At 40.7% G+C, this 13,380-nt stretch carries 12 protein-coding genes, 1 tRNA gene and 1 pseudogene; 5 read left to right on the top strand and 9 right to left on the bottom strand.

What is annotated here, in order from left to right; translation table 11 throughout:
- Positions 1–1,349 precede the first annotated feature (1,349 nt).
- Both FS875_RS00085 and FS875_RS00080 read left to right on the top strand, forming a co-directional pair.
- Entirely contained in the window at positions 1,350–2,249 is a 900-nt protein-coding gene (locus FS875_RS00085) for a MotA/TolQ/ExbB proton channel family protein (protein WP_144751302.1), read from the top strand.
- Entirely contained in the window at positions 2,246–2,833 is a 588-nt protein-coding gene (locus tag FS875_RS00080; RefSeq protein ID WP_144751299.1) for a biopolymer transporter ExbD, read from the top strand. The genes FS875_RS00085 and FS875_RS00080 overlap by 4 nt, the downstream gene beginning before the upstream one ends.
- Positions 2,834–3,222: 389 nt before the next feature.
- Here the strand turns inward: FS875_RS00080 and FS875_RS00075 are convergent, their stop codons facing one another.
- The 5 genes from FS875_RS00075 to FS875_RS00055 all read right to left on the bottom strand — a co-directional run bounded on the left by FS875_RS00075 (position 3,223) and on the right by FS875_RS00055 (position 7,879).
- Positions 3,223–3,387: a dCTP deaminase/dUTPase family protein gene (locus FS875_RS00075; RefSeq protein ID WP_144751296.1), complete on the bottom strand. Its 165-nt coding sequence runs from the start codon at positions 3,385–3,387 to the stop codon at positions 3,223–3,225.
- A 215-nt stretch (positions 3,388–3,602) separates the two neighbouring features.
- Entirely contained in the window at positions 3,603–4,154 is a 552-nt protein-coding gene (gene dut, locus FS875_RS00070; RefSeq protein WP_144751293.1) for a dUTP diphosphatase, read from the bottom strand.
- A gap of 144 nt (positions 4,155–4,298) precedes the next feature.
- Positions 4,299–5,108 carry a VIT1/CCC1 transporter family protein gene (locus FS875_RS00065; RefSeq protein ID WP_144751290.1) on the bottom strand — a complete coding sequence of 270 codons (810 nt, stop codon included), beginning with the start codon at positions 5,106–5,108 and terminating at the stop codon, positions 4,299–4,301.
- A gap of 1,586 nt (positions 5,109–6,694) precedes the next feature.
- Positions 6,695–7,261: a disulfide bond formation protein B gene (locus tag FS875_RS00060; RefSeq protein ID WP_144751287.1), complete on the bottom strand. Its 567-nt coding sequence runs from the start codon at positions 7,259–7,261 to the stop codon at positions 6,695–6,697.
- 12 nt (positions 7,262–7,273) lie between these two features.
- Complete coding sequence (locus FS875_RS00055; RefSeq protein WP_144751284.1) at positions 7,274–7,879, bottom strand: YqaA family protein; 606 nt, start codon at positions 7,877–7,879, stop codon at positions 7,274–7,276.
- A gap of 220 nt (positions 7,880–8,099) precedes the next feature.
- Between FS875_RS00055 and FS875_RS00050 the strand changes: the two genes are divergently transcribed.
- From FS875_RS00050 to FS875_RS10760, 3 genes are all read left to right on the top strand, one after another.
- A tRNA-Leu gene (locus FS875_RS00050) sits at positions 8,100–8,184 on the top strand.
- 1,695 nt (positions 8,185–9,879) lie between these two features.
- On the top strand, positions 9,880–10,779 hold the full coding sequence (locus tag FS875_RS00040) for an outer membrane protein (protein WP_144751281.1): 900 nt from the start codon (positions 9,880–9,882) through the stop codon (positions 10,777–10,779).
- Positions 10,780–11,171: 392 nt separating this feature from the next.
- Positions 11,172–11,303 (top strand): hypothetical protein, encoded by a 132-nt coding sequence (locus FS875_RS10760; RefSeq protein WP_281282233.1) that lies wholly within the window; start codon positions 11,172–11,174, stop codon positions 11,301–11,303.
- 792 nt (positions 11,304–12,095) lie between these two features.
- Here FS875_RS10760 and FS875_RS00025 read toward each other — a convergent pair.
- From FS875_RS00025 to FS875_RS00005, 4 genes and pseudogenes are all read right to left on the bottom strand, one after another.
- Entirely contained in the window at positions 12,096–12,494 is a 399-nt protein-coding gene (locus tag FS875_RS00025; protein ID WP_144751272.1) for a hypothetical protein, read from the bottom strand.
- Positions 12,495–12,603: 109 nt separating this feature from the next.
- The gene (locus FS875_RS00020; protein ID WP_144751269.1) at positions 12,604–12,822 is read right to left on the bottom strand and encodes a hypothetical protein; all 219 of its coding nucleotides are present in this window, start codon (positions 12,820–12,822) and stop codon (positions 12,604–12,606) included.
- A 128-nt stretch (positions 12,823–12,950) separates the two neighbouring features.
- A complete protein-coding gene (locus tag FS875_RS00010) occupies positions 12,951–13,178 on the bottom strand; it encodes a hypothetical protein (protein WP_144751262.1) in 228 nt (75 codons plus the stop codon).
- Positions 13,175–13,380: pseudogene (locus tag FS875_RS00005) on the bottom strand (lysozyme); the annotation flags it as partial. The pseudogene FS875_RS00005 and the gene FS875_RS00010, both read right to left, overlap by 4 nt.

Genomic DNA, 13,380 nt, shown 5'->3' with positions numbered 1-13,380 from the left:
ATCATTTGCTTTGGAGTAAAAACTTTCACTGCTGTGGTAACGCTAAAGTTTTTTTTTGGTTCCCTCTCTTGGCCAAACTTAAAATGTTTTTAGACATCATAAATCTTTTCGGGAATCTGTTTGGAAATCTATTTAGGAATCTGTTTGGAAATCTTGTTGAATGATCCTGGTATGCTGTCAAAGAGCCTCCTTTGAGATGTTGTGCTATAAGGCAGAGAAGATTTACACTTTCAGTACCTCTAAAGTGTGTCATGCCATCTCAATGGGTGGGCTTGCTTATCAAGACTTATTGTTCAGCAAACCATACAAATGGTGAGTGGCAGGAATGAACTGAGAGAAGCTGGTTTGTTTACAGACTGGGAGGATTTAGAAACTTTGTCCTTGGAGGAGTGAGGAGAAAAACGAGGGTGTTCATGAATGCTATGACGAAAAATCTATAAAAGATCACGGTCTTTATGCTTTTGATCGTTGTTTTTATGCTTCTGTAAGAAAACTTACACCATTATGATGCTTGCTAGGTTCCAATGCTATCGGGAGCGTTTGCATGGGCTCTATTTTTCTTGTTTCCTTAATGAAAAAGTGAAGGGGAACTTTACAGCAGAATTTGTTCCGTGAGACTTGGGAGGTAATGCATCAAGGGTGGGCAGGAGTTCTTTTAATGGGGTAGAAGGCTCTTTGTGCAAAAATGTTCCAAAATAAATACTATCCTGTTGTGAAACCACATGCTTGTTTAAAAAAATATTCGACCATTTTATAATGGTGTTTGTGAATGGTGTGAAACCTCCTCGTGAAAGGGAGAAGATCTATTGGGCATCACCAATCTTTACCTTTATGAAGCTGCAAAACGGTAAATGCTCTAGCGCCCAATGTTGTTCTTTATCTTGTATGAGAGTGGTCGCTATGGCGACTTGGTTTGCTGTTGTTATCTGCTCTTTTGTTTTTCTTGTGCTGTGCAGGGTAAGATTTTTGCGCGGTTTGAAGAAAAAATATTAAAGTGAAAAAGAGTAATGTTCTTTGCGATAGAGTGTTTCTGTGCTCTTTAGAGAGAGTATTGTTATACAGAAAGCGTGAATGTAATATATCATTTGCTATTCAAATCATTCTTACCAATAAATTGCTTTGTCCGATAAATTGCTTTAAACTTGCTAGAGGAAAAATTCTTGAAAAGGCCCTCTTGAAAGAGGCGTGTTGTGAAATAAAACTATACTTGATTTATCAAGTTTTATTTTTTAAGACAAATACAGAGTGACGTGAACAGGGACGGAGCGTTGTGGGATAAGTGATGCTACGGGGGATGGTGACACAGCTGTACGATCAAAAAATGACAACCACAACCGTGTGAGATGAAAATGGAATCTGAGACAGTACCCTTAGAAAATGCGTCTGCTGTATTGGCAACTCATGATCTTTCTCCTTTTGCTATGTTTATGGCAGCTGATTTTGTTGTAAAAGCTGTTATCGTTGTTTTATTACTTGCTTCTCTTGCATCTTGGACAATTGCTTTTGTTAAAATCGTTGAGATTACTGTGGCAAAACGGAGAGTGCGCCATGAACTTCAATTGGCTCTCAATGCTCAGACCCTTACACGTTTGGCTGCTAGCTTGAAAGAAAGCAAAGGAGCTGGTGTCCTCTTTCTTAAGGAGGTTCTTAAAGAAGTGTATCTTTCTACACAACAGGTCCATTTTGTTGGTAGCGAGGGAACCAGCGCAGCCTCCTATGAAAAAAATACAGCAAGACAAGAGATGCAACGGGGAAGACAACAGGAAACACAAGCTCTTTTTGGTGAACATCCTCTCTTCTATGAGGAGCTTAATCAGTATGACGAGATTGCACGCGATATGCGCGATATGAATGAGGGCGTCAAGGAAAGGGTCCATTCGCTTTTATCACGCTGCTTGCTGGCTGCTGTGCGGCGTGTTGCATATGGCAGCGCTGTTCTTGCAACTATTGGCGCTATTGCTCCTTTTGTGGGGTTGTTTGCTACCGTTTGGGGAATCATGAATGCTTTTATCGGTATTGCTCAGTCTCAAACAACAAGGCTTGATGTGGTGGCTCCTGGAATCGCCGAAGCTTTGTTGGCAACAGCTATCGGGCTTTTTGTAGCGATTCCCGCTGTTGTGATGTATAATAGCTTGATGCGTGCTGTGAGTGGTTATCGCAATGATTTAGGCGATATCGCTGCCGCACTCGAAAGACTCTTAAGCCGTGAACTCGATAGGCGTAGGCAACAGAAAAGTCATAAAAAATGAAAGCAGATTTTAATGATCATTGGGATTGTGATGAGAGTGGGTTACACAGTGAAATCAATGTAACCCCTTTTATTGATGTTGTGCTGGTGCTGCTTATTGTTTTTATGGTGGCTGCCCCTTTGGCAACATCGGTGATTCCCGTTCAACTCCCTTCTATAACGCAAGCACCTCTCGCAGTGCAACCGGATGAGCCTCTTTATATAACTTTGCAAAAAGATCATGCTCTTTATGTTGGCGAGCATCTTGTCAGCCAAACAACCTTTGTGGAATCCTTGTTAAAGGAAACAAAGCAAAATCGAGAAACAAAGATTTTGATCAAAGCGGATAGTGAAATCGATTACGGCGCTGTGGTGGATTTACTGAATCACATACGCACTGCTGGATATACCAAAGTTGGACTGATGGGATTGCAAAAATCTTCCAGTGTTATGGCAAAAGAGGCCGCAAGTGATGCAATCGTAAATACTCCAGGGGTGGCAGAGGATACAGCAGTAAACGTTACAAAAGGTGTCGTTGCGTCGCCCATAAGCAATGGGGGAAACACCAATCCTGCTGTAATGGGAACAGTTGATCCTCTAGAGTAAAAACTGTCAGTAGAGATTTCTTGGCAAAGCAAATCCCATCTATATCTCGGCCTCCTATCTTACTTTTTTCTTGTCATTTTCTTCAAGTTCATTTCTTTCAAGGGCACGGACATTGACTTGAAGAACCGGTGCAATGACCGTTTGGGCAATGCGCATGCCCCGTGCAATGGTCATCTTCTTTTTGCAATTGGTGCGCAGAATTGCCCTACCGGTTCATTGCATTCAATGTTTTTGGTGTTTCTGTGTTTCTGTATGGGAGAGCATGAAGCTTCTCTAGAGTATGAATGCCTTTGGTTTTAAGCGCAGAGGACTCCGTGAAAATACCCTCCATGGGATCACTGTACTGTCTTGTTGCAAGAATGTGCGTTTTTTCTCAAGCACTGTGCTGTTTAGTCGTGCCCTGTGGAACCAAAACCCCCTGTGCCTCTGCTGCTCGTGTTGTTGTTTTCTTTTTCATTTTCTTCAAGTTCATTTCTTTCAAGGGCACGGACATTGGCTTGAAGAACCGGTGCAATGACCGTTTGGGCAATGCGCATGCCCCGTGCAATGGTCATCTTCTTTTTGCAATTGGTGCGCAGAATTGCCCTACCGGTTCATTGCATTCAATGTTTTTGGTGTTTCTGTGTTTCTGTATGGGAGAGCATGAAGCTTCTCTAGAGTATGAATGCCTTTGGTTTTAAGCGCAGAGGACTCCGTGAAAATACCCTCCATGGGATCACTGTACTGTCTTGTTGCAAGAATGTGCGTTTTTTCTCAAGCACTGTGCTGTTTAGTCGTGCCCTGTGGAACCAAAACCCCCTGTGCCTCTGCTGCTCGTGTTGTTGTTTTCTTTTTCATTTTCTTCAAGTTCATTTCTTTCAAGGGCACGGACATTGACTTGGAGAACCGGTGCAATGACCGTTTGGGCAATGCGCATGCCTCTTTCAATGGTAAAGTCTTCTTGTCCACAATTGATGAGCAGAACTTTAACTTCACCACGGTAATCACTGTCAATGGTTCCGGGCGTGTTGAGACATGTGATGCCGTGTTTTAAGGCTAAGCCTGAACGTGGACGTATTTGTGCTTCAAACCCAGGAGATAAGTGAAAAATAAGACCCGTTGGAATAAGGGCGCGCTCTCCAGGTGCAAGTGTGCATGTTTCTTCTTCACCAAGAGCGGCACGTAGATCAAGACCAGCAGAACCTGCTGTGGCATAGTGTGGGAGCTCTAAGCCTTGTCCATGCTCAAGGCGCTCGATTGATAAGGTTACTTTTTGGCTGAGATGAGGGGATGCATTCGATGAAGAGGGGCTCTTTTGGTTGTTCAGGTGCGTATAGGGCATGGTAAAAGCATCTCCAAAATATACAAAATAAACACAACTCTAACAAAAGATCGCTTTTGAAACAAGCAGCGAAAGCTCTCTGGGGATAACAGCTTTCTCTGCTTGTTTTGTATAGGAAATGCTTCTTTCTCATAGTGTTTGGTTTTAAATACTACCAATAAGAATACCCGTGGCAAAAACGAGAGCACCACCAATAATAACCTGTAAAGATGCACGCCAAAAAGGAGTCGACATGAATTTATTTTGCACCCAAACAATAGCCCATAGCTCGAAAAACACAATGATAAAGGCAATCACTGTCGCCATATAAAAAGAGTTGATCAAATAAGGGAGTGTGTGCCCTAATCCTCCTAGCATTGTCATAATGCCGCTGGCAAGGCCCCTTTTAAGCGGAGAACCACGACCAGATAATTTCCCATCATCATGGGCTGCTTCTGTAAAACCCATGGAAAGACCTGCTCCAACCGAAGCAGACAACCCTATCAAAAAGGTTTGATGCGTATCCCCTGTTGCAAAAGCGGCAGCAAAAATTGGTGCAAGAGTGGAGACGGACCCATCCATGAGACCAGCAAGACCAGGTTGAATCCACGTCAAAAGAAGCTGTCTGTGCGTTTTTGATGGCTTTTTGGAGTTTTGACTCACCGTTTTGGTGTGGGAGCTTTTATGATGCTTCTTCGCCGTTACAAGAGCAGGATGATGACACGGTGAATCTATCGTTCCCGCACGATTGCTACAAGAAAGGCACAAAAGCTCCTTATAATTTTCAAGCTCTCGTATGCCCATTGCCGCAAAAACTGCTGCTTGCTTTGATGAATAAGGCTCTAAAGCTTTGGCATATTTTAAATAAAGAGCAGCATGGCGTTCTTTGGCTTTGAGTGCTCGAAGCGCCACTTGTTGTGCTGAACGAAAGGACAGAGCTTTACGTTGTACAAATGAAAAAAACGATCTCAACATTTTCTGTTCCTTTGCACTTTAGAATAATTCTAAAAATATAAAAGAAAAAAGAGCAAAGTCAATCTAAAATTAAAAAATTGTAAAAAGGCAGTGGCCTGAAAAGAACAGCACAGATGTGTAAAGGTTGCAGTAAGAAGAAAATAAAATTTGCTTAGAGACAAAAACACAATAAGCCAGCAAGAAAAATATGATTGCCCGCAAGAAAAATATGATTGTATGAAACAATGCCAGCAAAATGCCGAAACGAGAAATATTAGTAATTTTACCAAGGAATTGTGGTCATAAATATTGTGGTCATAAATGAGGAGAAATGGAGGTGAGAGGGGGATGAGGGAGATGCGTGTTGGCTCTTGGAGATTATGAGGCGTGGAGGCAGATTTAAGAGTATGGGTATGCTGTGGGGAAGTTTTTGTCGCTGTTGGGTTTGGGAGACAACATGTGATTGTTGATATTTTTTAGAACCTGAGAGGCGCTTTTTGCCGCAATATAAAAGCAAGTATATCAAGGAGGGGCTGACAACCACATTTAAGTCAGAAAATAAAAAAATGCATAGCGGCTTAATCCGAAGAAGGGGATATTCAATTGGTTAAAGAGCTGTGTCTTGTCTGTTTATTATATTGAAATGATCACAGGCAGTTGAGGGGGAGGTATGCTGGTGTTGGGGGAGTAAGAGGGCAAGGTTCGCGGGAGGACTGCTGTGCTTTAGAGGAGAGGGCTGGATGGAAAAACAACAGAGTAAAGAGCAACAGCAAGCGCACAGCAAAGGGTTTGTGTGCAAGAGAGATTCAGATGGAGTCATTGAGACCAGCTTCTTGGCGCTTGTGAAAGTGTAGACCGGTACACTCATGCTATGATCTTGATAAGCATTGAGCCTTGTTACAGCTTTTGTATTTGGGTGGATTTGTTAGCGTGTAACAAATTATTTTTTGTGCTGTGATTGCAGGGCAGCTGATTGCTGGTGGGGGTGCATAAATAAGAGAAAGCATCCTATCAAATTGTTTGAGCCGGTATGAAAATTGAAGCTTTATGAAGGGTAACTTATCGTCTTGCCACTTGCCTTATATCTTGAATGAGACCCCCAAATTCAGTATGATTCTCTCACTTCAAAACCTCTTATATTGAGTTAATTCAAATCATTTGCTTGCATATCACAAGGAGGGGGTGCTGTGTTCTTATCTAAAGTATGGGATAAGTTGCAGTGTGAGGGAGTGTGTCTCTATGCTTCAAAAGATAATTACTTTGTAGGTGCTTGCTGTGATGATGGGGGATGAGGAAGTAGGATGACAAGCTAGGCTTTTGCATGTGGTGCTTTGATGGCATATCTCTTGAGTGAGGAGGCTGGAGCAGAGGAGGTATTCTGATCTGCCGTTATGGCTGATCATTCTTGTTGATTGGCGGTTTTTCCATCGTTGGCTTTTGTCAAAATATACCAGTAAATAGGAGGTAAAATCATAAAATGCTCTTTTTCTCTTTTTAGGTTGAAAGGAGAAGGAGTGCGGATGTTGGGATTAGTCGTATGATAAGGTTTGTGGAGGACTATTGTGCTTTAGAGGAGGGTTGGAGAGAATGCTCCATGCTCTTTGGTGTTATTTTTTAGAACTCAACAGCCCTTGTGAAGCAATATAAAAACTAGCAAGCATATAAAAGAAGCTGGCAATCACATTCCAGCCGGCAAATGAGAGAAAAAGAAAGCGCATGGGGGCTTCAGAACAAGAAGGGGGGTGGATGGTGTTTAATTGGTTAAACAGATTCGTGACGTCTCTTATTCTGCTCATGGCACTTAAACCACAGCTGGAGGGCGCTGGCCAAAAACCATATTCAACACCCGCATGATATACCGCTAAGACAAAGCTGATGGACATTAAAACAAAAACACAGAAAAATAAAAGTTGTATCCAAGAAGAAATGCGAAAAAACCATGCTCCAAAACCTGCTAAAAGCAAAAAGGGTATGGCACTATAATAAGGAAAACGCTCAATAAGGCATAAATCACAAGGAAGATAGCCACCAATATGTTCAAAACCAAGGGCAAGACCGATTGTACTTGAGAGGCAAAAAGCTAGGAAAAAAGCCCATAAACTTTGCTCTTTGCGGCTGGGTTCAAGATAAAGGTGCTTGTGTAAAAAGGATTGAAAAGAAAAAATGCTGGTCATAGAGCATGTTCCTTAAAGTAAAAACGGCTTGTTTACAAAAGCTATAAAGATTCCAACAGTTAGGACACTAACACAACCAATCAAGACAATCCATTTGAAATGGCGGTAAAGAAAATTCATGGCGCGTTGCCCAAAACGCTGAATAAGCCAAGCAAGAAGATAAAAACGAGCTCCTCTAGCAAAAATACAGGTCAGAATAAAAAGTCCAATATGCACACCCATGACACCCGCCAAAATCGTCACAATCTTGATAGGAGGTAGGTGAAAAAAACCTGATGTGATCAATAAAATAACCAGAAATTGCAGCGTTGCACTGTTCTTAAGTCCTTCAAAACTTTCAACTTTACCGTAAAATTCTAAAATCGGTTTGGCAAGGGTGTCATAGGCAAAATGCCCAATAAACCAACCAGCAATGCCTCCCAAAACAGAACATACCGTCGCAATAAAAGCATAGCGATAAGCACGCTTGGGGTGAACAACTGCCAGCGGTATATACAAAACATCTACCGGAATTGGAAAAACAGAACTCTCAATAAAGGCAATGAAACCAAGCCAATGCGGCGCTGTGCGCCGGTTTGCTAAAGAAATAGTCCAGAGCTTTAATCTGTTTAATATCATGAGGGCTTTCATAAGCCTAATAGGTAAAAACTTTACGAATGAGGCGTTAAGGCGGTGAAACAAAGATTTTAAAATATTCCCTGAAAAAAATATCCTTTTATAACTTATGAGATAAAAATGACACGAATTCTGCAAAAACAAAAAATCTGCTGTTGACGAATCTGTGCTTCTTCATATAGTGCAGAAGAATAATGGGCAAGTCTGTCCTTTATGACAGCGTGCGGGTGTGGTGGAACTGGTAGACGCGCCAGACTCAAAATCTGGTTCCGAGAGGAGTGTCGGTTCGAGTCCGACCACCCGCACCACTCTATAGATTCCATACAGTATCATTTGATGATATCGGTGTTTATCTTCTTATCACAGGTAACATATTATTTTCATTTCCTTACCTATACGATTTCTATAGCTGAGAAATGCATCAAAAGCGCAATACAAAAGGTGCTGCAAAAGGGGATGGGGAAAACAAGAAAGCACGATAGATTATCTGTCCTCTTTGTAAAAATTTGTTTTTAGGAAAACATCTGATGAAATTCGACTATGGCTTATCACAACCATACCATTTTATAGGCATTGCTCCTTATTTCTCGTGAATAATCTGTCATTGCCTTAAAGCTATTGTCCCATAAATATTGCTTCTTCAGGACAGGGCTCTCCACTCTCTTTATAGAGAAAAGGACAATGTGATTTTCCTCTGGTGATACCTATCTGGCTTGTTCTTGCTTTTGTTTTTGTCGTAAACAAATGTATCCCATAACAATCGTTGGAATTTCATCTTCTACAGTTGAATACCCATATACTGTTATACTGTACTGGGACAATATGCTCTTTGTCTCTGAGATCTTGAGAGGAGCATAGTCATTCACTCTTTGTTGCTTCCTTGATGCAAATATTGTGTGGGAACTTTATAACAGATTTTTTTTCAGTGGCTTTATGTGATGATAATAGGAATGCGGGCAGGGGGCTTTCATGGAGTCTGTCATGGGGGAGGAGCCCTCGTGTAAAAACGACAGCTCTCATGCAAAAGTACTGTGAAATACTGCAAAACAGCACCCTGCTGTGAATGCACAGGCTTGTGAAAACATCTCTTAATGTACCAAAATCTATTTTGCGCAAGCCCATTTTGTAGCGACGTCCATGAAGAGTATAGCGTAAAATCCATTGAGCACCACCATCTTTCCATTTGTGAAGGGCAAGTCGGTAGCATTACACTCTTCTGCCAGCCCCTAATAGTGCGATAGCACTTGGCCTCTGAGGGCGTTCTGTGGCATCTAAGAGCATTTATGGAGTGGCATTTTGACGGCTTTCTTCTATAGTTTTTCTTCCTACGTCACTCCTGCTTGTAGTGTGAAAGCAAATGATTTTGATTGTTTCAATCATAGAAGAGATTATAAACAATAAATATTAGAATATTCGCAATTCTTATTTCGTATGCAAAACGATTAATTCATATGTAAACTGCAAAACAGCACCCCGCTGTGAATTCACAGGCTTGTTAAAACATCTCTTAATGTACCCAAATCTATTTTGTGAAAACACATTTTGTAGCGACACCCATGAAGAGTATAGCGTAAAATCCATTGAGCACTACCATCTTTACATTTGTGAGGGGACACCGGTAGCATTATACTCTTCTGCCAGCGCCTCATATTGCGATAACACTTGGCTTCTGAGGGCGTTCTGTGGCCTCTGAGAGCGTTTATGGAAATGAGGAATTGTCCTTATAAATCAAATCCTTGTCCAATGAATGAAAAAAGCATTCATAGGGTGGTTAAGAGCATTTTTTTTAAGCAAAAAGAGATGAAGGGCGTAAGTTAGAACAGTTTGTTTAATCATGTGTCATGCATTTATTGCGATTTATGACATCAGCTGTGCGCTTAAGAAAATTTTAAACTATTTGTAGCATAAAATTTGTATAGTATTTTATTTTTGTGCATATATAGATTTTTTTATTTATTATGTGTATAATGTATTTTCCATATTGAATAAACTTAGGGGTTTATATGAAAGTAAAACGTTTAATATCAATATCCGTAGCCACTTTAATGGCGACATTTAGTGTAAAAGCAGCTGATACCGTAATTTTTCCAGAAGTAAAATCAAATATTGAAAAATCAAATGTTGTAAAATCTAATATTTCTCCGGTCATTGTTGCTCCTCCTTTTTCTTGGACTGGCTTTTATTTTGGAGGACAGGGTGGCGGTTTTTCAAGCAAAAGCACCTTTAATTATTTTGAAGATGTCGCAACTGGAAAATGGGCTTGGGTTGATAAAAAATTATCACCTAAACCATCAGGGTTTATGGGAGGGGCATATTTAGGTTCTAATATCGATCTTGGCAACGGCGTTGTTCTTGGTGCTGATACAGACTTTATGTGGGCTGATAAAAAAGATACCAAAACAGGTGAGGAAAGAGAGATCCTCAATGATGAGGAACTCAATTCTATTAACGCAATCTTTCAAGAAGCTGGAATTCGTGTTGTAAAACCTGCCGCGCCGGATGAAACCATACCTAATTATGGTGATTTTGTGGTAAGCAGTGTTACTTTGAAAGAAAAATGGGCTGGTGCTACACGCGTCCGTATGGGTTTTGCTTCTGATCGCATTATGCCCTATGTCGCGGGCGGTGTTGCTTATGCACAAATGCAACCTATCGTATCACTTTTGTCAAAATCACAAGAAGATCAATCTGTCGTATTTGCTTCTGGCGATGTATTTGATGAAACAAAAACAATGATTGGTTATACAATTGGCGTTGGTCTTGATTTTGCAATGACAGATAATGTTATCCTGCGTACAGAATATCGCTATTCCGATTTTGGTAAAAAGAAATTTGGAGAAGATAAGCTTGAAATTCGCTATGATACAAATGATTTCCGCGTTGGTATTGCTTATAAATTCTAATTTATTGTAACATTGAATTGCTAAAAACCCTGCCTTTAGCAGGGTTTTTCTTTTTGATCGCTTATATATGAGATAATATATTCATTTGTTCATGATCATTTATCGTTTGGTATATTATTGGCATATGAAATAAAAGTGCCAAATATCCTAACATTCTGTTCTTTCAAATCTCTTCCATGTTAAAGCAATCAAAACCATTTGCTTGCACACTACAAGCAGGAGGGGCTTGGGGATAAAACTATAGAAGAAAGCAGTAAAAATGCCATTTCATGAACGCTCTCAGATGCCACAGAACGCTCTTAGGTGCTGAGAGTCGTCGCATATTGGGCATTGGCAGAAGAGTATAATGATACCGGCTTGCCCCTTCACAAATGTCAAGATGGTGATGGTCAATGGATTTTACGCTATACTCTGCATGGGTGCCGTTGCACAATGAATTTGTGCACAATGAATTTGTGCACAATGGGCTTGTGCAAAATGGACCGGCGCAAATGGATTTGGGTGCGTTAGGAGATGTTTTTTAACAAGCGTGTGAATTGGCAGCAGGGTGCTATTTTGCAGCCTTTTTCATGGCACTTTTGCATGAGGGCTATCGTTTTTACACGAGGGCTCCCTCCCATGACATGCCCCATGAAAGAACATCTGGCCGCATTACTCTCATCACCGTACAACGTTAGAGAATAAATCCTGTTGTAAAATTCCCATGTAATTTTTTCATCAAGGAAACAACAGAGATACAGAATGCCAAAGCTGCCGATAAGATGGGGGGCTGGCAGATATCATGGATTGATTTGCCCCTTCACAAATGTCAAGATGGTGATGGTCAATGGATTTTACGCTATACTCTGCATGGGTGCCGTTGTACAATGAACTTGTGCAAAATGGGCTTGTGCACAATAGACTTGTGCACAATAGACTTGTGCAAAATGGACCGGCGCAAATGGATTTGGGTGCGTTAGGAGATGTTTTTAACAAGCGTGTGAATTGGCCACACAATGGCGTTCTGTTTTGCGTGAGGAATGTGGTCCCATGAAAATATCTGATAAAGTGTGAGGCAAGAGGCGGTCTTTATTCTTTAAAGGAAATTGCTTTGAAAACCACTGTTTGAAATGTACAAAGACATTGTCTATTGCATCCATTAGGCGAGAAAAATCAAAGATTCATAAAAGAAAAAATGAGATTTTTTTCAGCATAAATTGAAAATGCAACCTAGATGAGTGGTCATTGTGGGCTGAATATGCAAGTTTTTACCCATTCGTTCAATCCCAATATTTCTCCATTGTCTCTTCCTGTTTCACACATTGGTAATAAAGGCATTATCTCTTATAGGTACGTATGTAATAATGTATTGCTCCAGCCAAATCGTAAGAAACAACAGACATGATACCTTTCCCCATTGGCGTTATTCTATAAGTTAAATTTACAGCTGTATTTTGCTGCTTTCGGGGTTGATCTGTATAGATCACCTCATACCCCTTTTGCCGCAACAAATGGATAAATAAAGGAGTAAAATTGTCTTCTGTGCTGTTTCTGTTTATAATCAGTGTCGTTGTCGCTGGTGGTAAAGCAGTTTTGAGATTGCGCACAAAATCGCGGGCAATTAATTTCGCCTGAGCCTTTGTAAGATTTCGATCAACATCATTTGTTGAATAATGACTTACAGACACGCAACCAGCTGTTAATATAATAGGAAATAGCAACGAATATTTTAACATCTTCCCCCCTATGAATCGTTATTTTCTCATAAAAAGCTTTTATACAAGAACGCAACTCCAAGAATAATAATGTTAACAACCTATTGGTTTTTAATCAAGTGGTCGCTCATCAATGTTTTGCAAACCACTGTTTCATATGGGCAAAGACATTATCTATAGCATCCATGAGGCGGGCAAAATCGAGGATAAATAAAAAAATAAAAAAGACTATCCATTTCATGAGACGCGACATCATTTTCACACTTTGGTAGGCAATAATTATTTCTTGAAGCATGGCTTTTTCTGCTTCCGTAAGCTCTGTGTGTTTTTCAGTTTTTTTTCTGGTCATGTTTCCATCCACACAAGCGTTCGCCTTGTTTGTTATGCTTTAAGATCTCTCTTGCTAAGCCCAAACTGATGACATGCAAATCTTGCTGGCTTAAATAAATGGGTAACCAACCAACACAAGAGACATATTTATTTGTTCCGCAACCAACGAGAGAGCTCACTACGCACATCAGCATCACTTTTTTGATCAACTTCATTTTCCACCTCAAGCCGTGTTGTTGCTGCCTTTAGCGTTTTTTCTGTTTGTTTTTGCTGTTCACTCCTTTTGCCAAGGGTAAAAGCTTTGGCTAAAGCCATAAAAAAAGCGGCTAGTGCCGCACCTGTTAACAGCAGATTTTTTTTTATCCATAACATCATAGGCGGTGCTCCTGAAAACGTTTGGCAACAAAGAAAAGACCAGCACCTGCTGCTAAAACCATAATGGTGGCGAGCGCCCATTGCACTGGACCATTGCCTGCCAACAAGCCGCCAAGACCTGAAAAAGAGCCAATGACTGGTGCTAATGCTTCTGCTTTAAAGAGCGCTGTTGAATCTGTTGTTTCTACGGTTTGATAGTTGG

The sequence above is a fragment of the Bartonella saheliensis genome, from assembly GCF_902162175.1.
The sequence above is the reverse complement of the archived record's forward strand: the minus strand, read 5'-3'. Positions and strand labels throughout refer to the sequence as shown.